Genomic DNA, 19,702 nt, shown 5'->3' with positions numbered 1-19,702 from the left:
TGTCCTTGTCTATAGTGTCTTTTTATCTAGTCGTGCATTCTCGACCAACTTGTTTTGAATGCTGTTTTTGCTAAGGGTAGCCTCAGCCGTTTGCCTCATATTGGTTTCTAAAGCCGCCAAAGAATCATTTTTCAATGGTGAGTAGCTTGCTACCGGCTCTATTTGCGCCAAACTTAGTGTCGGTTGCTTTTGGTAGGAAATAGAATCTAATAGTTTGTTAAATAGCTGGCGCATTCTTATCGTGACAGACTCGGACATGAAGCCTAGGAAAAATGCGGCAACTAAAAATGCTGGCAGGTTATTAAGGTTGGTAATATCAAAATCAGCGATGCCAGCAGACACCATGGCTAAAAATGTAATGCTAATAAACGGGGCGATCACAATCCTAGGGTAAAGGGTTAAATACACACATGGTGAGTATTCAAGATCGTCATTATCTTGCCTATTTTTTACCAGGCGACTTAACCAAACAATGTTGTTAATGAGAACCCCAAACCATGTCCAGAAAAGCAAGTGTGTTAGCCAATTAATTGTCGTTAACCAGCTAAAGGATAAATAAGACTCCATCCCTTTGATATATTCTTCTACGCTAGTGATAAAGGTATTTTCTCTTTCATATTGTTGAGAGAGTAAAGCCCACAGCCTGTCAAAGTCCTGTTGACCAGAGTTTTCGCCCGTAAAGCTTTGAGCCGTAAACTTAGGGAGCTCGTTATCATCCTTCTTTGTTTTTAGCTTTTTGTAGAGTTCTGTCGTCGGAAACTCTGCGATTGTGCCTTTTGCGTTAGTTTTACTTAAGTAAATATCTACTTGTCCCGATAATTCAGGTAGGAATGTTAACCCTTGGCGTTCTGATAATACGGTTTTAGCAGCTTCCGCGACATTTTTTCTACTTGCGACTATTGAGAGTCTTTGCTTTTCGTATTTGGTTTTAAGGGTTTCTTTGATTTTCTCAATTTTATTTGGGGTGAGTTCAGTATTGAGCTGATGTTCTAAGTAAATGATTTCGAGTGTAGATGGCTCGACTTTTATGCCTTTACTGAGAAAGTTTTCTGAAGTATTAGCGCCGCAGTTGGCGGGACAATCTTCTTCGCCTGAATTTACTAAAACTACATAAATTAAGGTAAAAATTAATAAGACAGCGACAGTAAGGTATTGTGCTTTTAATGGGCATTTTAAGGCGCGAATTATAAAAGATTGCTGCGACGCTACGTAGTCTTCAGCGAGCAAGTTTAAGGTTTCCGCGTGGTTGCTTTCAGTTGAAGGATGGTTGGCGTTTTCTGTCATGACCAATTCCCTTTGGTTACTGTTGACCTTTAAGAATAGTCGTTATTTCACTATTGTAAAGTTAGCGCCTCTGCTTGTCTGGCTACTTAAAACTAGAATGTATCGGTAGATAAGTTTCCTATATAACTATCGCTAGAGCGGCGTCTTATTGACTCCGCTTTCTCAGTTTTGTACTCGCTAAGCCAAGTAAGCTCAGAATGAGTAGCGCTAATGATGTAGGCTCTGGCACCGAGGTGCTTTGCCCGTTGATAAAAGGCACTCGGCCGTTGAATCCACCAAAAGTGTTCCATATAGACCAATTTGCGCTAAAAGCGTCGATTGGTGCGAGCTGATTAGACGTCGCTGAAGAGTCTAATAGCCTGTAATCAATACTGAATTTGTCGACGAAATCGACGTTTCGTACGCTCAGGCTGTAAGGCCCGCCTCGGTAATCATCGAGTGTAGTGTAAAAATAACTCTCGTTAATTAATGAATCTTCAAAATAGAAGCGATACATGCCATCGATGCCACGGTAATTCGATTCAGAAAACGCTAGATCAAAGCCATCAAAGCTACGGGTTCTATGTCCACTAAAGTCCCAGTAAGAGCCTTCACCGTTTGCCGATATAGTAAGTCTTAAGGTATCACCTTCTTGGTAATCCATATTAAAAACGTCTTGGCCGCTTTCTAGGGTAAACTCGGTTCCATTAAAAGTGTAATTAGCTTCAATTAATGTGGCGTTTGCTGTACTGAAAATTAACGACAAAACAAAAGCTTGGATTAGCGATTTCATACCATTTCCTTGACTGAATGACGTGATTGAGATACCAGGTAAAGAACACTGTTCTTCTATTTCTATACTTCTAACGGTGATAGTAACAAGCAAATAAGGAAACAATATGGATCAATTAAGCAAGCCCACCTGAAAATTTGAATGAATAGCAAATTCGCTTTCGCTTTTTTAACAAGCACCTGCTAATGTTATTTTATTGTTTTTATCCATATATTTAGCGGATATTGCCGTGCCAATTCCTGACATACCCAATAACCATGCTTTGATAATGCTGGTGATCACCGCAATCGCACTTTACTTTTTTAGACGAGATGATATTCCGCTAGAAACATCCTCCCTTGCAGTACTCGTAATACTTTGCTTAGTGTTTACTATTTTTCCGTTCGAAATAAATGGGGAGCACTTAGAGCCTTCTTCGTTATTTTTCGGTTTTGGACATGAAGCTTTAGTAACCGTTTGTGCTTTGATGATCATTGGTCATGCTCTTGTGCGCACGGGCGCATTAGTACCTGTTGGTCGGAATTTGGCTAAATTTTGGAAAATAAGTCCAACACTTTCTTTATTGGTCACTTTGATAGTTGCAGGCGCCTTGAGCGCTTTTGTAAACAATACGCCTATTGTTGTATTACTGTTACCGATACTCACTAGTGTTGCCCTTAGAACTCAGACAGATACCTCGCCCATGCTTTTGCCTATGGGGCTCGCAACTATCGTCGGCGGTATGACAACCACAATAGGTACTTCTACTAATTTACTTGTGGTAAGTGTAGCCAGTGATATGGGGTTACCAAGAATGGGCATGTTTCACTTTAGCGCCCCCGCATTAGTTGCTGGGAGTATCGCGATTCTGTATTTGTGGTTAATCGCGCCTAAACTTTTACCGCCAAGAAAAGCCTCTCTGGCTGATACATCGCCACGACTGTTCAGCGCTTATTTAAACATTGATGAAGAAAGTGCCTCAGTTGGTAAAACCGTTGCTGAAATATTAAAGCTAACGGGCGATCAAATGGCGATTGAATCTATCCAGCGAAAGCCTGACTATCGTAATATCAGACCATTTCCAGATACGATTTTACAAGAGGGCGACCGTTTACAAGTAAAAGACACCCCTGATCAACTAAAAGAATATGAAGCAGTTTTGAAAGCGACTTTGTTCAGCGGTAGCCACAAAGTAGATGATGATCATCCACTGAAAGCTGAAAAGCAGGTTTTAGCGGAAATTGTCGTTATTCAAGCGTCTGAATTAGTGGGAAGAACACTAAAAGACATTCAGTTTGCTAAACGGTATGGTGTTTCAGTTATAGCACTGCATCGCGATGGTAAAGCTATGGATATCGGTCGTCGCAGTATCGGCAATGTTGTTATTCACACAGGCGACATTTTGTTGGTTCAAGGCAACGCAGAACAACTATCAGAACTTAGGGAAACCCAAGGTTATCTGATTATTGATGGTGCGTCTGAATTACCTTATTCACAAAAAGCTCCTATGGCTTTGTCAGTTTTATTTCTAGTAATAGGTGTTGCTGCTATAGGCTTGTTACCTATAGCGATTAGCTCACTACTTGGCATACTGATTTTATTAGCCACCAAATGTCTTGACTGGAAAGAAGCTTCTGCCGCTTTAAATAGCCAAGTGGTGATGATAGTTGTTGCCTCGTTAGCACTTGGCTCTGCCATGATGCAAACAGGAGGAGCTGAATATATCGCTCAGCTTTTTGTCGCGCTCGCCTTTGATTTACCTCCAGCAGGTGTGCTTGCGTCCTTAATGTTAATGCTCGCGGTGTTAACCAATATTGTTTCCAATAATGCCGCTGCGGTTATTGGAACTCCCATTGCTATCTCTGTGGCACAACAACTTAATTTGCCAGTAGAGCCTTTTATTTTAGCAGTTCTTTTTGGTGCCAATCTAAGTTACGCCACCCCAATGGCATATAAAACCAATATTCTAGTAATGAACGCTGGCGGCTATCAATTTTCCGACTTTATGCGTGTAGGTATTCCGTTAATTATTTTGATGTGGGTTACCTTGTCTATTTTGTTGAGTTGGATGTATTTGTGGTAGCTAGGCCTACAGTTTTCTAAAAATGGACTCTTAATCTATATTGATAATATGAGCATATATCGCGTTTAAGGTTGTTTATGCCATTCAAACAACATGGTGAATATAAAATTTGGGTGAAAGGCAAGGTGCTTTACGCTACCTTGCATGGTAGCTGGAACGAACAAGCTGCTGAAAACTATGCTCGCGATTTCAAACATCACGCAAAATCACTTTCTAAGCATTGGGGGCATATTGTTTACTTAAACGATTGGGAACTGTGCACTCCTGAAATGTTTCCCATTATTACTGAACTAGTTGAATGGTGCATTGCAAACGGCTTAGAAAGAGCTGCTAATGTCTTTGAACGTTCAAGAACAAAAGAAGGCTTTGTCAACAAAATGGTCGCTCAACAAGAGGGGGCATTTGTAAGAGCCGTGTTTGATAACGAAGAAGATGCTGTTAACTGGCTGGCTGCGGAAGGGTTTCATGCGGAAGTGTTTGAAAGGAGATTGTGAGCGAAGAGAAGTCGTTGTTTTTTGAATTTCTTCCTATTCAACTTAGCGAGAAGTAAATAGAGGCATCTCAACTTCCTCTGGCGTTAACAATCGGAATTGCCCAGCTTCCAAATCTTTATCTAACACCAAGTCGCCAATTTGGCTTCGATGTAACGCGATGACTGGATTTCTGAATCGGCCAAACATGCGCTTAATTTGATGGTATTTACCTTCAGTGAGTTTAACTTCAGCCTCATTTTTACCCAAAATACTCAGCTGCGCAGGTTGAGTGGTAATACCCTCAAAGTCAAAATACATGCCTTGAGCAAACGCCTCGATATAACTTTCATCTATGGGATTTGCTAAGGTAACTTGGTATACCTTGGCGACTTTCTTTTGTGGCTGTGTGATAGCTTCAGACCATCGGCTGTCATTGGTTAATAACACTAAGCCTGAAGTGTTTAAATCTAATCGACCAACGATATGCAATTGGTCTTTAAAATCAACATCGAGTAAATCAATAACCGTTTGGTGCTGCGCATCTTTTGTCGCACAAACAACACCAACAGGTTTGTGCAACATGACATAGTAGGTAGGGTTATTTTGTAATATAGCGCCGTCTAACGTGATGTTACTGAACTTGTTGATGCGTTGTTCAATGTTCTGCGCGATTGTGCCGTCCACTGTAACTCGCTTTTGCGCGAGCATAAGCCTTACATCACCTTTACTTATCTTGCACTTTTGGGACAAAAATTTATCGAGGCGTTGGGTTGTTAGCGTCACTTGTTATCTATCGCTCAGGGCAAACATTAATCTTAAAGCCTTGGTGAATTCTAGCGCGTGATCTTGCGTACGCGGAAAATACGTCCTTTCATTTTTCCTTCGCTAATGGTTTTTAAGGCACGCTTGGCAATTGATTTTTGAACAGCAACATAAGCTGAAGTTGCTTGCACTTTAATTTTGCCAATTTGGTCACCTGAAATCTCAGGATTTGAGGTTAGGCCACCTAAAATATCACCCGGACGAAGTTTATTTTTCTTACCACCGTCTATTTGCAAGGTCACCATAGGCGCTTGTATCAACTTGTTATTGAAAACTTCGTCACTAGGTAGTGGCGTTGGGCTTATCGATTGTTCTATATACTCTTCTAAACGAATGATTTTATGCGCTTCTTTGTGACTGATGAATGAACAGGCTGTGCCGGATTGGCCTGCGCGTCCTGTTCTACCGACTCGGTGAACGTGAACCTCTGGATCGTGAGCAATATGATAATTAACCACTAAATCGACATCGTTAACATCTATGCCTCTTGCTGCAACGTCGGTAGCAATTAATACCGTTAAGCTTTTGTTGGCAAACCTAACTAAGGTTCTGTCTCTATCCCTTTGTTCTAAGTCGCCATGTAAAGCGGCGCAATCGAAGCCTTCACTTGCTAGGTTATCAGACAAGGTTTGGCATTCTGCTTTGGTGTTGCAAAAGACAATGGCTGAATGAGGCTGAAAGTTATATAACACCCGTCTTACTGCATCAATTCGCTCGTCATTCCCTGCAACTTCATAAAAATACTGCTTTATCGAAGTTTCAGTGTGGGTACTGGTCACCTCAACTTTAATCGGAGCATGCATGATATGCCCAACTAATTGTTCTATTTTTTTAGGGTATGTGGCGCTAAATAATAGATTCTGTCTTTGCTGCGGACACGCTGCGACAATGCGTTCAAGAGGTTCTTCAAAGCCCATTTCTAACATTCTATCGGCTTCATCTAAAACTAACGTATTGAGTTCATCTAAAGACAAACGGCCTTTGCGTAAATGCTCTTCTACTCTACCAGGTGTGCCAACAATTATATGTGCGCCGTGCTCGAGTGAACCAATTTGAGGCCCCATTGGCGAGCCACCACATAAGGTTAGTACTTTTATATTGTGGATCGCGCGCGCTAGCTTTCGAATCTCAATGGCAACTTGATCGGCAAGCTCTCGCGTTGGGCATAAAACAAGGGCTTGCACACGAAAACGTTTCACATTGAGGTTATTCAACAAGCCTAAACCAAAGGCGACAGTTTTTCCTGAGCCAGTTTTACCTTGTCCAATCACATCTTTGCCTTCAAGCATTAGGGGAAGTGACTGGGCTTGAATATCGGTCATTTCTTTGAAGCCCAAACTAGAAAGGTTATCAAGTAAAGCTGGAGAAAGTGTCGTAGAAGAAAAGGTATGTGACATGAATTGCTCTTTGTTTAGTGGTAAGCCTGCACCGAAATTCTGGTAGCTCTTAAAGGCGTAAGTATATCAGCATTTGTTTAACTGACGTTAGCTAGAAATATGCTGACAAGCGTTACCTTCAATATCCTACTCAGTACCACACCATATAGTTGTATGTGATGTAGTACTGTCGACAGCTATTGTGTGAGTGAAAGAGGCGCTAATTGCTTCTCGTCACTTTTTGCTCCGTCATTCTTATTTGGTGCTGTGCGTTGTTGGTATCCTTCAGCATCCCAGCCACCTCCTAGCACTCTGTATAACCGAATCAAAGCTTTCTGGTGAGTATTTATCGCAGAAGAAAAGTCTTGTTGTGCACTGGCTAAACTGCGCTGTGCATCCAATACGTTTAGGTAGCCGACACTACCATTGTCGTAACGCAGTTGAGAGATGCGCATATTTTCAAGAGTGGCACTAAGTAGCTCTTCTTTTAGTTCGTACTCTATTCGACTTTGTTCAAAAGATTCGAGGGCTTCAGCTGATTCTTTAAACGCGTTTAACACAGTTTTTCTATAACTCAATAACGCTTCACGATATTGAGACTCTATATCTGTGATCTCCGCGCTCGTTTTGCCCCAATCAAATAAAGGCATACCAACATCTACACCAAATAACCAGGTATCAGCGTTGTCGAGTAAGTTATTTAATTCGCTACTTTTTCCACCAACATATCCTGATAATGTGATATCAGGGAAGTATTTTGTGCGAGCCACACCGATATTGGCAGTAGCGGCTTGTAACTTTCTTTCTTGTGAGATGATATCGGGGCGACGCTTTAATAAGTCTGCAGGTAAACCAATGGGCAAGTTATTGCGATATATGTCTAATTCGATCGCTCTGGTTTTTATGTTGAGGGCCTTTGGCAATTCCCCCGTTAAAATTGATAACTTATATTGCTGGCTTTTCAACTGATTATTAAGGGCTGGAAGTTTTAAGCGTTCCCGAACTAATTCTACGTGCGTTTGACTTACATCTTGGCCGGAGATTACCCCTTGTTTTCTGCGAAGCTCGGCAATGTGTTTTGACTTTTCTCTGGCGATTACATTTGCCTCGGTTAAGGCAATTTGATCCATGGTGTTTTGGATATCAAAGTAAGTCTCTGCAACGTCAGATATCAAGCTAATTCGAGTCCCGTAATAATCGGCCTCTGTGGCCTGATAATTGGCTAATGATGCTTCGGATTGTCGACGCAACTTACCCCATAAGTCTAACTCCCAAGAAACTCGGCCTAATAATCTAAATTCATTGATAATGTCTTCATCGCCACTAAAGGCGAAGCTACGTTGTTCGCGGTCGTGAAAAAATTCAGCTTCTACAATCGGAAGTTGTGAAGAGCCTTGAATTGTTACCGCATTTCTCGCCCTAAATAAGTTCTCGAATGAAATTTTTAAATCTAGGTTGTTAGCTAGCGCTTTTTCAATAAGAGCTTGTAATTCAGGTTCTACATATAGCGTTTTCCAACCCCGACTTGCTACAGATTGCCCCGATTCCAAAATATCGAAATTTGATTGCCATGATTCTTGTTCTATTGATTCAGGTGGTTTTTCATAGTCTGGTCCCATGGTACAACCAAACAGTGTACTTGCCGCTATCGCAATAAAAAGAGGAGCATATTTCATTACTTATTCTCCTCAATAGCATCGCCAATCGCAGATGTTTCTTCTTTTGCATCTTTTGATTGTTTGGTCATGGAAACAATTAATACAAAAAAGGCAGGCACTAAAATAATACCTATGGTTGTTGCGGCTAACATGCCCCCGAGCGTGCCTGTTGATATAGAGTTTCGGGCAGCAGCTCCTGGGCCATCAGACAGTACTAATGGCATGATGCCTAAAATAAAAGAGAACGATGTCATTAAAATAGGACGAAACCGCTGTTTTGCTGATTCTAAGGCTGCATCTGCTGGACTCATTCCTTGCTGAAGTAAGCTACTTGCAAACTCCACGATTAAAATAGAGTTTTTAGCGGCTAGGCCGATGAGAGTAACAGCTGAAATTTGCACAAATAAGTTATTATCAAAGCCACTGGCAAAAACAAAAAGCCAAGCGCCGGTTAAGGCGATGGGGACAATGATTAACACAGGGATCGGAATCGTCCAGCTTTCGTAAAGGGCGGCCAAAAACAAGTACACAAAAATAATAGCGAGTAACATGGCAACGCTAGTATCTGCATTCGACTTTATTTCTTGAAATGACATGCCTGTCCATTCGTAGCCGTAGCCTTGTGGTAGTAATTCATCGGCTAACTTGGCTATCGCTGCCATTGCTTGACCTGAGCTGTATCCAGTTGCGGGTATACCGCTGACACTAGCGCTGGTAAAAAGGTTGTGTCGGCTAATGTTACCTTCACCTGCGCCGTATTCAATTTTCGCTAACATTGAAAGTGGAATTAGTGCGCCGCTGCTGGATTTAATATAAAAATTAGCTAAGTCTTCAGGGCGTTTACGAAACTCAGCTTCAGCTTGTATTTTTACTCTATACGTGCGACCAAACATATTGAAGTCGCTCGCAGACGCCGACCCTGTTAGCTGTTTAATCATGGTATTTAAATCGCCTAAGCTAACGCCAAAAGTTTTCACCATCTCTCTATCTATGACTAAGTTGAGCATAGGAATATCTGACGATAAAGTGGTATTAACAGCTTCTAATTCTGGTAATTTGTTGGCTTCAACGACAAAGTTTTTTACAACTTCTCTGAGCCCTAAGCTATTGTTACCAGAGCGATCTTGAATCTCCAAAGAAAAACCACTTTTTTCACCCATGCCCGGTAATGATGGGGGCTGAAATACGCGAGAGACAATTTCTGGATGAGTGACCAAAATATCTCTAATGTCGTCTCGGACTTGGTCAATAGTAAAGTCAGGTCGTAATTCATAATCCTTCAACATAAATTGAAAGTAGGCATTTTCTTCGCCCGAGCCTGAAGACAAATTTTCCCCTGTTAAGGTAATAATTTGATCTATGGCAGGGTGCTCCATTAAATCTCGTTCAATACGCTTTACGACGTCAAAGGTTCGGTTAACTGATGTGCCAGGCTGTAGCTGTATATCAGCATAGAGCATGCCTTGATCTTCTTGAGGAATGAATCCGCTGGGTAAGTTTTTTAAGATACCGTAACCAAGTAAACAAATGGCAGCGAATATTGTTAAGCTGCGACCGCTGCGTTTTATTGAACTAGAAACATAAATACCGTATCGGTTAGTGATCTTGTCTATGAAGTTATTGAATTTAGTAAAAAATGAGTTGAGCTTCTTTTCTGGCCTCATTAATAAAGCACACAAAGCAGGGCTTAATGTTAGTGCCACAAACGTTGAAATCAGAACCGCAACGGTTAGTGCAATAGCAAACTCGCGATAAAGCTTACCTGAAATACCGCCTAAAAATGCCACAGGCAAAAATACCGCCGCCAGTACTAATGAAGTTGCCACTAACGCACCTGTTAGCTCATGCATCGCTTTTGCGGTTGCCATTGGCGCATTCACTTTCTCTTCTTCCATGATCCGCTCAACGTTTTCAACGACGACTATGGCATCGTCAACCACAAGACCTATGGCAAGCACCATAGCTAACAAGCTAATGGTATTAATGGAAAAACCAAACAGTGATAAGAAAATAAAAGTACCAATAATCGAAACAGGGGCGGCAACAATAGGAATTGTCGCTGAGCGCCAATCTTGTAGAAATAAGTACACAACAATAGAGACTAAAATGAGGGCTTCAATTAACGTCACCACCACTTCATTGATGGATTGCTCAATAAATGTAGAAGCATCAAAAGCAACTTCATAAGTAATGCCCGATGGGAATTGTTTGGACAATTCAGTCATTGTCGTTTTTACTTCGCTGGCAACTTTGAGCGCGTTTGAACCTGGCAGTAACATAATGCCGGCGATAGCCGCACTTTGACCATTATGCTGAGATTGAAGTTTGTAAGCGCTCGCTCCTAACTCTATACGAGCTAAGTCTTTTAACCTTATTAACGCACCGTTGTCGGTTGCTTGTACGATAATTTCGCCAAATGACTCTGCATCATCTAATTTACCCGATGCATTAATGGTTAAAGATAGGTTGATGTCATCATCGTTCGGTTGAGTACCTACAGAGCCAGCAGCTGCATTGGCATTTTGCTCTTTAATCGCACTAATAACATCTGATGGGGTTAGTTTGTATGCTGCTAGTGCTTGTGGGTCTAACCACACCCGCATTGAATACGTTCTAGCGCCCATATTTCTTACTTTAGCAACACCTGGTATCCGCTTTAACGCTTGTTGAATTTGCAAAGTAACGAAATTACTTAGGTATAAATCGTCATATTTTGGGTCATCTGACCGCAAAACGATGTTCATCAATAAGATAGAAGAGGTTTTCTCTACTGAAACACCATCAGTAATAACGTCTGCTGGTAGGTCGCCGGTAGCGCTATCTACTTTATTAGAGACATCAATGGCGGCAAAGTCTGGGTTGGTGCCTACTTCAAAAGTAATTTTTACTTTCGAACTACCGCCATTATTACTGCTAGACGACAAGTACAGCATATTAGGCACACCATTAATTTTTTGCTCTAACGGAATAGTGACAGATTCAGATGTAACACTCGCTGTCGCTCCACCATAGGAGCCTGAAACGGTAACGGTTGGCGGTGCTAGATCTGGATATTGATCAATAGGCATGTTGATAATAGAGATAAAGCCTATCAATACTATTAGAATTGAAAGAACAGATGCAAAGACTGGTCGTTTGATACAAAACTGAGAAATCATGAACTTTGCTCCTCCTCGGTTTTGGCTTGCTCAGTTTCTTTAATTTTTTCTGTTTCTTTTATTTTTTCTTTGTCTTTTTGCTTCTGTTTTTCTTGGTGTTCTTGTTCTGAAAGGGCGTTAACGAGGTAGCCGTGTTGTAACTTATGAGTACCAGAGACAACGACTTTTTCACCATCAGATAAACCGCGTTCAACCAGGAAATCACCATTGATATTACGACCAAGTACAACAAATCTTCTTTCGGCAATGTTACTTGGCAAAACGACATAAACATAAGAGCCGCTTTGTTCAAACATCACTGCTTCTTCAGGTAACAATAGCGCATTATTGATTTCATCAAGCTCTATTTTGGCGCGCGTGTATTGCCCTGGTAGTAGTTCTCTTTCAGGGTTTATTACTTCGGCGCGAGCGGTGAAAGTACCAGTATCTGAATTAATTCTAGGCTCGGTAAACTTAACTTGTGCAGGGTACTTATATGGCGTGCCATCAGGGAGGGTAATGCTCACTAAGCCTTCAACTGATTTGCCTTCGGCATCTGCTTTGGATTTTTCATAGTAGCTTTTTAGACGACGGCGCGACTGCAGGTAATCTAATGTCGTCATTTGAAATTCAACAAATATAGGGTTTACCTGTTGAATATTGGTTAACAGGGAGGTGCCTCCATCTCCCACATAAGCACCAATGTCAACGGACGAATCACCTGCCACTCCTGAAATTGGTGCGGTAATGTGCGTGTAACTTAAATTAAGTTCGGCAGTTTGCAGTGCCGCTTCGGCGGCTTTTAAATCGGCTTTTGCACTGTCTAAGGCAGCATATGCGTTGTCTAAATCAAGCTGACTCGCTGCATCTGCTTCAAATAGTGGCTCTAGGCGCTTAATGTCTCTTTCTGATTTTTTTAATGCGTTTTGAGCCTTGATATGGGTTGCTTCAGCACTTGCAAGGGCTGCTTTGTAAGGCGCTGAATCTACTGTATAAAGCAGTTGTCCTTTGTTGACAAAGCTACCATCTGGGAAATGTTGCTCTTCTAAATAACCACTTACTCTCGCTCTTACTTCAACGTCTAAAGAAGCCTGTGTTCTTGCAATATAACTGCCATAAATCGGCAGATTTTTGCTGGTGATATCTGTTGCAATCACTTCTACCGTTGGCAAAGTTTTTGGTTTTGGCTCCTCACAAGAAGAAATGAGAAAAATTAGTACCAATGAACAAAAAGTAGCTTTAAGAAAATCCATGACTTTATCATTTTGACGTCGTTAAATTATTATATTAATAGAGTGTATATCAAGATGTTAATTTTTCATGAAAATTTTAAAAAAAATTAGAATAAACAAAAATTTGCTTGATCTAGATAAAGGTTTTTTAAGTGGGGTTGATTCAGGGAAAATTGGGGTTAGGAAGCATATAACTTGTCCGTCCATTATTGCTTTGGAAATAAAAAAGCCTCTAGTTTTGTAGAGGCTTTTCGCAATACATTTTATGCCAAGATAAATGGTTATTTGGTTGCTACGGTAATTTTCTTAGCTAAAGACATCGCCAAGTTATTATCATAGTACGCGGCTTCGTTAATAAAATGTGGGTAAGCCTCGTAGTCACCTTGGTACGTAATTTCACTACCATCAAATAGTTTAAAGATTGGATCGCCTTTTACTAGCGGCTTAAAATCATTGTCTTGAACATTTTTGTGAACCATACCTATTCGCTCTCCGTTGTCATCGAGAGGCAAACTAAGAGTTTCTTCATAGGCATATGCTTCATAAGATTCAGGCAAACTAGGCACATTATCGTTGTTGTATAAAACAACAAAATCGAGAATGGCTTGTGTCATAGTTTCCATCCAATCGAGTACATCTTGACGAATAACTGACTGTGGTTGTGGGCCGATTTCGACGATAACGCCTTGCTCGGCAATAGATGCCAGAAAATAATGCTCTTCCATCGAGGTTTGATCTTCAAAAACAACGACAGCGTCTGGCATGACAGACAAAACGTAAGCGCCCATTTTTCGGTTAAAGTCGTCAGATTTTAATAAGATTAACGTAGGGCCCATGTTACTGGTGGTGTTATGCAAATCGATAATAAAGTCAGTTTTAGCGTCACCTTTAGGGCCTAACTGAGCATTTATCGCTTTAGCTCGAGACTGTTCATAGTTCGCTAGTTCATTATTAGCTAAATCGCCAAGACTAAATTGACGATTTAAGTCACAATCAAGGTAGCGTTTGTTTTCTTCAAAGCCTCTTGGGTTAGCAAATACTGTTTCAATGGTTAATCCATCTCTTGCGAGAAGTTGCTTATCCTTTTGCCACTTTTTAAGTAAATAAATTCCGCTGAATTCATTTCCATGAGTACCACCAACTACGGCAACCTTGTTAATTTTATTCATTGATAGACGTGTCTCTAATCCAGATAGTTAATGCCATTTATCTTACTTGAGTGAAATAAAAATAGCATGGGTTGATTTGTTATTGTTTTCTGTAAGTCAAATGTTTCTGTTTTACTCGGACAAAGGTTCACAATTACCCAGCCAAGTGCAATTTTGTATTTTTCGTAATTTTGCAAGCCATTGAGTGCGTTGAGTTTCACTTTCTAATAGCTTGGTAAAAACGGTAATTGAAAACATACTGTCGTTGTAATCAGGAAGCCAACCAGAAGCCAGTAGTTGCTCTAATTGCTGGTAAGCGGCAGCCGAATTTTCATTTAATGCTGCCCAGAAAATTTCTTGCTGAATGGGAAACTGTTCAACTTCACCTTTATAAAACAATAGCTTTTCATGGGCTTGTTCAAATTGCTTGGTTTCCCCATTCTTCTTATATAGTGCAGCTAATAATAGATACTGTCCTAAATCTTGATCTGTTACTTGCTCAAGTGATACCAGATGTGGAAAGTGCTGCTTAAATAAATTCAGGGCTTGTTTAGCTTTGTCAGTATGTAGCAGTGCAATTAAATAAGGCACAACATAGTGATTTTTCTCAGGCGCAATTTGATATCTTTGCTTTAATAGTGTTTGTGCTTTGGCCTGTTGGCCTTTGTGCCAAGCAAGCGCTGCTTGCGTGTACAATAAGAAATGGTGGTTTTCGTTATCAAAACCCGCAACGGCATCAAACTCTTGTTGTGCTAATTCAGTTTGGTTAAGGCTAAGTAAAAGAATGACATAGCTTAATCGATGCAGTGGGTTTTTCTTTGAGTAACTTTCTTGGTATTTGTCACGCCATTGAAGAAAGTTTTGCGCTCTTTCTTGTGTTAGCGGGTAAAAATCGAGCGCATAAAGCGGATTGTTTCTAACATTAGGCGCAATTAACACACTGCGTTCAAAGTATTTTCGCGCATTGCTTAAGTCACGGTTATTTAAATGAGCATAGGCAAGGCCACGCAATATTTTGGGATCATTAGGCGCAAGTTTGAACGCTGCTTGATGTGCACTTAACGCTGCATCAATTTGATTTTGCATACGCTTTAACTGTCCGAACCAATGCCAAATAGTTGCGTCTCCATGGGTAATATTTAATGCTTTTGCGAACAGCTTTTCGGCTTCGTCTATTTTTCCAAACTCAAATGACTGCTTTGCCATAGAGGCTAATACTCGTGGATTGGTCGGGTCTAGTTCCAGTGCTTTTTCGAGTAATGGCTGGCAGAGAGAATCTCTTTCGAGTTCTGTTAGAGTGCCATAGATAGAAAGCAATCTATAGCTGGCACATAGGCCTCTTAGAGCTTCGACATTTTCACTATCTTGCTTGAGTACTTCTAAATAAAGTTGCTTAGCTTGTTCTATATTCTCTGCACTACTTTGTTTCACCAAATGGCTTGCTAACGATAATTGCTCGAAATAGGGATCTTCAACTGTGCTTGCAAGATTGTCAGCGTCTTTTAACCATATAAAGTAAACGACTATTGCGACAAGAAAAGCTGACGCGATGAAGGTTACCGCTTTTCTGGGGTGTTGCTCAGCTTGGTTGCTAACGTTGTGGTTACTAACACTGTGGTTACTTGCAGTCTGGGTATTTATCGCTTGAGTTGTATTTTCTGTGTTGTGTCCAGCGCTGCTTTCCAATTCTTGATAAGAGCAGCTAAGAGAGTCAGTTTTAAATTCAGATACAACAACTGCTGGTGCGATACGGTAGCCTTGCCCCGAAATACGCTCAATATAAACATCATGTGTATTATCTTGTCCTAGAACTTTTCTCAATTGCGCAATCGCTTGATAAACTGAACTATCGGCAACGACACGTCCAGACCAAACTGAATTGATAAGTTGCTCAACACTTAAAGGTGATGTTCGATTGTTTGCCAAGGTTAATAAAAGCTGCATTAACTTAGGGGTAATCGTTACCTTCTTTTCATCTGTGGTTAAGGTAAGCTGGTTCAATTTTGGAAAAACTTGCCAGTTACCTAGTTGAAAATGTTCCATGTTTTACTTTTATTAACTACCTGATAATTATTGTTTTAATCGTAATTTTAGAAAAATTTTAGATTAATATTATAGAGAATTCAGGAAGATAAATCTTTCCTTTATTACTGTGTGAGCTTTTAAAGGAGTGAGCAATGAAATCAAATCTATTTTCCCAACAAATAAGTACAGCCAGGTTACTACTGGCAGTATCATTAACGACATTAGTTTCTTGGCAATCGTTTGCCAAACAGCCGGTTCAAGCTCCGGTGGAATTACTGATAAAAAATACCACAGTATTGTCGGCGTTAGACAAGTATCAAGTGGGCATCAGGGCCAATCATTGGGTAGCAATAAATGAAGGGCGAATTGTCGAAGTTAGTAACAATGCCGATATGCCAAACGCTAAGCAGGTGGTAGATGGTACAGGGAAGTTCCTGATGCCCGGCTTGATGGATAGCCATACTCATTTAACAAAAATGCCAGGAATTAATCGTCGAGATAAAGATGCGGATAAAATGCAAAAAGCCTTTTTAGAAAGGCAAGGCAGAAACTACCTATACTACGGCGTAACGCAAATCGTAGATGCAGCTAATGGTCCTGATTTTATTAATTGGTTTAATGCCGATGAATTTAGTCCTAAAGCTTTCTTTTGTGGCGGTATGAATATTTATCAAGGCTATGGCATGCGTGGTATCCCTTATCACAAATTGCATGAAAGAAGGCCTTACTATATCGCCTTGCCCTCAGATCCAGATGCTTCCGATGCAATTAAGTCAGCCCATCAAATTGATAATGTTGTTAGAAGAATGGCCGACGATGGTGCTACGTGTGCGAAGCTATTTATCGAAGATGGCTTTGATACGCAAAGCCATTGGCCCATATTAAGTACGGAAAACTTTCTCAAAATATCTGAGTTGTCAAAAGGGGCTGGCCTACCGGTAATGGCACACGCTAATGCAACCGACATGTATGAAATCGCGATTGACGCCAAGGTATCAATTTTGGCTCATGGCCTTTGGAATTGGTTAGAGGAACAAAATATTGCTGATGAAAAGCAACTACCACCCAACGTGATAAAAGTATTAGATAAGGTGGTGGCAAATGATATCGCTTATCAGCCGACACTCAATGTTATTCGTTCTCTTAAAGAATTGATGATCAAAGAAACGCTGCACCAAGAAGAATACAAAACAATACTCCCGCAATGGCAAATAGAGTGGTATTTATCAGAAAGGGGGCAATGGTTCGCCAAGGAAATGCAAAAGGATTGGGATAACGCCAGCGTCGAGTTTATTGTTAATCGTTTCGCGCAGAAGGAAGTTAATGGTCAACGTGTGCTGAACTATCTATACAAAAAGGGAGCGACAGTGTTGCTTGCCTCTGACACTCCGCCAGCACTAACATTTGCGTCACAGCCTGGGGTAGCGACGTTTAATGAGTTAAAAACCATGCATAAGGCTGGAGTAGATTTACCTGGATTGTTCGCTGCGGCTACCTTAAACAATGTCAAAGCGTATAAGCTAGACAATGACTATGGCACTGTCTCTAAGGGGAAAATCGCGAACCTATTGCTACTAGAGTCTAATCCTTTAATGACGGTTGAAGCTTACAATCATATTCATTCGGTTATTCTCAATGGACAGGCAATAGAGCGCCCAATGCTACATATCGATAGGCTCGATAACAACTAATCTGTACACACTTTGTTTATTGAGCCAAGAGTATCAATTATGCCAAGTACATCATATTGATCTGCATCCGACAATCGAACGGCGATTGCACCGCTTGGAAAGATACCGACCAAGTTGCCGCCGTTTCCTTTCATAAAGGGGACATAGACATCGCAGTTATCCTTGATAAAAGGAGTGCCCCAGTATGAGCGGTGATATTTTCCACCACCAAACTCACTATCAGCTGAATGTGCTGGCAAGCCAACATCGCTTTGGCGAAATAGCATGTTGTCAGTAAACATGGCGTTAAGGATTTGCTGTCCTTGGTAACGACCATGATTATGTAAAAGTATCGAAATTTTAACGATTTCATCTACCGTTGGGTAAAGGCCAATACCGAAAACAGGAACGCCAGTAGAGCCGTCACTTTCCGTGGTATGCATCATAGGTAAATGTGCGATGCCTATCGGATGAAAAACCTCTTCTAACATAAGTTGCCAAAGGCCTTTATTGTCATTTTGACGAGCGATTTGATCCATCATTGCAGCCGCTAAGAAGGTGTGAGTTGTGTTGTAGCGAAAAACTTCTCCTGGCTGCCATGGATAATTACCATATTGTTGAATAGCGATTCGAGTTTTACTTTTCGCCGATTTAGCTCTGGTCCAGTCGCCCATGGGCGGCGCACTTTCATCGGGTTGATTGTTAGGTGAATCTGGATTGTCATCGTTATTTCCGATACCTGCCGCCATATTCAGCAAGTCAATAAGTGTTACGTCGTTCCAGCCTTCATGGGTAACCTCAGTATCTAGAACATCTAGCAATTGTGATGCAGACACACCTTCGCCATATTTCTCTACAATAAATGCTAAGGCGACAGACGCAGCAGCTGATTTAGTCGCCGAATAAATACCGTGCCTCATAAATTGGCAGTAGGGATAATCACCAAACTTAGTTGCGCACGCTTGCTGGTAAATGACACCGTCTAGATAAATTGCTCCAGCACTGACATCTTGTTGAGCAAGGCCACTGTTAAATTGCGAAAAGTCACCGTCTGGGAAAGATTCTGTTAGTGTTTGCCACGATTTAACTGGAATTAAATTAGCAAGCTCGGTATCAAAAGAGTGTGAAATTTCATCTTTGTTAGTGATAGGCGTGTTGTCATAACTAGCATTTAATAGTGCTGCTCCTTCATGGATAAATCCTGAAGAGGTGTGCTGGACGATTTGAATTCGTATTTTAGATATTTGGTTATCGTCGTAAACAAAGGTCGCAAGGCCGTTGAGCGCATTGTTCCAAGAACGTTCTACTAAGGTGAATGGAAAAGAGCCACGGGAAAAACCATTGTCGCTAGACTCTGACCAAACCTTGCCTGGAGAAAATATTATTCGCCATTGTTTGTCATTGTTACTGTTGACGTCTGTGGAGAGAAGAATGTCTCTTTCAGCAGGCACTAAGTACCCATGATGAGAAATAAAGTCGATAGAAACAGCTGGAAACTTGTTCGCGTTGAAGTTGTCGTCAAATTGGCTCGGAAAACCTGCAATAGTTCCTTCTTCAATGGAAATTGTACCGTTAAGTGTGTGTAAGGCTTGATCCACTTCACCTAAAGGCGAAAAGTAGCCATTGTGATAGGGAGAGCTGTTGGGTGTCGTTGTGCCCTGTAATTCATCTACCGTTAGCCATTTCCGTTCTGCGTTCGCATTTGGAGAGGTCAAGTAGCTGGTATCAATAATAGGATCAGAAGCAGTACTTTTACTGGTACTGCTTCCACCACCTCCTCCACAAGATACCAAAAGCACTAGGCATAATGTGAGCAGTAAAAACAGGCTAAAGCTTTGAAAATATGATTTAGACATGACACCTCCCTGTAAACGTTTTTTAGTTTAATACATTAATAATGTGCTGTTCAAATATTGAACGTTCGTTTGGGTAAACTCAGCAAGAATTATGAAAATAATAAGGAATCTAATCTCGATAGATTCCTGTTGTATTAAAATGACGTTATGATGTGACCTATACCAATCTAATTTATGCTGAGTAAGG

The 19,702-nt window shown here is 40.9% G+C and carries 13 protein-coding genes; 3 read left to right on the top strand and 10 right to left on the bottom strand.

Features of this window, described 5'->3' with window-relative positions; translation table 11 throughout:
- Window positions 1-9: 9 nt before the first annotated feature.
- Both ACOB80_RS15725 and ACOB80_RS15720 read right to left on the bottom strand, forming a co-directional pair.
- Entirely contained in the window at window positions 10-1,284 is a 1,275-nt protein-coding gene (locus ACOB80_RS15725; RefSeq protein WP_473166809.1) for a hypothetical protein, read from the bottom strand.
- 145 nt (window positions 1,285-1,429) lie between these two features.
- On the bottom strand, window positions 1,430-2,056 hold the full coding sequence (locus ACOB80_RS15720) for a PEP-CTERM sorting domain-containing protein (RefSeq protein ID WP_473166808.1): 627 nt from the start codon (window positions 2,054-2,056) through the stop codon (window positions 1,430-1,432).
- 196 nt (window positions 2,057-2,252) lie between these two features.
- On the opposite strand from ACOB80_RS15720, the gene ACOB80_RS15715 reads away from it, so the two are divergent.
- Together ACOB80_RS15715 and ACOB80_RS15710 are read left to right on the top strand one after the other, a co-directional pair.
- Entirely contained in the window at window positions 2,253-4,118 is a 1,866-nt protein-coding gene (locus ACOB80_RS15715) for an SLC13 family permease (RefSeq protein WP_473166807.1), read from the top strand.
- A gap of 77 nt (window positions 4,119-4,195) precedes the next feature.
- Window positions 4,196-4,612, top strand: a complete 417-nt coding sequence (locus tag ACOB80_RS15710; RefSeq protein ID WP_473166806.1) for a hypothetical protein — start codon at window positions 4,196-4,198, stop codon at window positions 4,610-4,612.
- 42 nt (window positions 4,613-4,654) lie between these two features.
- Here ACOB80_RS15710 and ACOB80_RS15705 read toward each other — a convergent pair whose 3' ends face one another.
- The 7 genes from ACOB80_RS15705 to ACOB80_RS15675 form a co-directional block, all read right to left on the bottom strand.
- Complete coding sequence (locus tag ACOB80_RS15705; RefSeq protein ID WP_473166805.1) at window positions 4,655-5,374, bottom strand: pseudouridine synthase; 720 nt, start codon at window positions 5,372-5,374, stop codon at window positions 4,655-4,657.
- A gap of 50 nt (window positions 5,375-5,424) precedes the next feature.
- Entirely contained in the window at window positions 5,425-6,810 is a 1,386-nt protein-coding gene (gene dbpA, locus ACOB80_RS15700) for an ATP-dependent RNA helicase DbpA (protein WP_473166804.1), read from the bottom strand.
- 176 nt (window positions 6,811-6,986) lie between these two features.
- On the bottom strand, window positions 6,987-8,465 hold the full coding sequence (locus ACOB80_RS15695) for an efflux transporter outer membrane subunit (RefSeq protein ID WP_473166803.1): 1,479 nt from the start codon (window positions 8,463-8,465) through the stop codon (window positions 6,987-6,989).
- A complete protein-coding gene (locus ACOB80_RS15690) occupies window positions 8,465-11,605 on the bottom strand; it encodes an efflux RND transporter permease subunit (RefSeq protein WP_473166802.1) in 3,141 nt (1,046 codons plus the stop codon). Before ACOB80_RS15690 ends, ACOB80_RS15695 begins: the two co-directional genes overlap by 1 nt.
- Window positions 11,602-12,837, bottom strand: a complete 1,236-nt coding sequence (locus ACOB80_RS15685) for an efflux RND transporter periplasmic adaptor subunit (protein ID WP_473166801.1) — start codon at window positions 12,835-12,837, stop codon at window positions 11,602-11,604. The genes ACOB80_RS15690 and ACOB80_RS15685 overlap by 4 nt, the downstream gene beginning before the upstream one ends.
- Before the next feature lie 260 nt (window positions 12,838-13,097).
- On the bottom strand, window positions 13,098-13,985 hold the full coding sequence (locus ACOB80_RS15680; RefSeq protein WP_473166800.1) for an aspartoacylase: 888 nt from the start codon (window positions 13,983-13,985) through the stop codon (window positions 13,098-13,100).
- A gap of 111 nt (window positions 13,986-14,096) precedes the next feature.
- The gene (locus ACOB80_RS15675) at window positions 14,097-16,007 is read right to left on the bottom strand and encodes a winged helix-turn-helix domain-containing protein (RefSeq protein ID WP_473166799.1); all 1,911 of its coding nucleotides are present in this window, start codon (window positions 16,005-16,007) and stop codon (window positions 14,097-14,099) included.
- A 134-nt stretch (window positions 16,008-16,141) separates the two neighbouring features.
- On the opposite strand from ACOB80_RS15675, the gene ACOB80_RS15670 reads away from it, so the two are divergent.
- Window positions 16,142-17,680, top strand: a complete 1,539-nt coding sequence (locus tag ACOB80_RS15670) for an amidohydrolase family protein (RefSeq protein ID WP_473166798.1) — start codon at window positions 16,142-16,144, stop codon at window positions 17,678-17,680.
- On the opposite strand, the gene ACOB80_RS15665 is transcribed toward ACOB80_RS15670, so the two are convergent.
- Window positions 17,677-19,515, bottom strand: coding sequence for a serine hydrolase (locus ACOB80_RS15665; RefSeq protein ID WP_473166797.1), 1,839 nt, complete (start codon window positions 19,513-19,515; stop codon window positions 17,677-17,679). The two genes, ACOB80_RS15670 and ACOB80_RS15665, sit on opposite strands and share 4 nt — an antisense overlap.
- Window positions 19,516-19,702 lie beyond the last annotated feature (187 nt).

The organism is Thalassotalea coralli (assembly GCF_055786205.1).
Note: the sequence above shows the minus strand (reverse complement) of the source record. Positions and strands in the feature narration are given on the sequence as shown.

Coding starts and splice junctions, on each gene's coding strand:
- ACOB80_RS15725 (WP_473166809.1), bottom strand. CDS start 1,284: ATGACAGAAAACGCCAACCATCCTTCAACTGAAAGCAACCACGCGGAA.
- ACOB80_RS15720 (WP_473166808.1), bottom strand. CDS start 2,056: ATGAAATCGCTAATCCAAGCTTTTGTTTTGTCGTTAATTTTCAGTACA.
- ACOB80_RS15710 (WP_473166806.1), top strand. CDS start 4,196: ATGCCATTCAAACAACATGGTGAATATAAAATTTGGGTGAAAGGCAAG.
- dbpA (WP_473166804.1), bottom strand. CDS start 6,810: ATGTCACATACCTTTTCTTCTACGACACTTTCTCCAGCTTTACTTGAT.
- ACOB80_RS15695 (WP_473166803.1), bottom strand. CDS start 8,465: ATGAAATATGCTCCTCTTTTTATTGCGATAGCGGCAAGTACACTGTTT.
- ACOB80_RS15690 (WP_473166802.1), bottom strand. CDS start 11,605: ATGATTTCTCAGTTTTGTATCAAACGACCAGTCTTTGCATCTGTTCTT.
- ACOB80_RS15685 (WP_473166801.1), bottom strand. CDS start 12,837: ATGGATTTTCTTAAAGCTACTTTTTGTTCATTGGTACTAATTTTTCTC.
- ACOB80_RS15680 (WP_473166800.1), bottom strand. CDS start 13,985: ATGAATAAAATTAACAAGGTTGCCGTAGTTGGTGGTACTCATGGAAAT.
- ACOB80_RS15675 (WP_473166799.1), bottom strand. CDS start 16,007: ATGGAACATTTTCAACTAGGTAACTGGCAAGTTTTTCCAAAATTGAAC.
- ACOB80_RS15670 (WP_473166798.1), top strand. CDS start 16,142: ATGAAATCAAATCTATTTTCCCAACAAATAAGTACAGCCAGGTTACTA.
- ACOB80_RS15665 (WP_473166797.1), bottom strand. CDS start 19,515: ATGTCTAAATCATATTTTCAAAGCTTTAGCCTGTTTTTACTGCTCACA.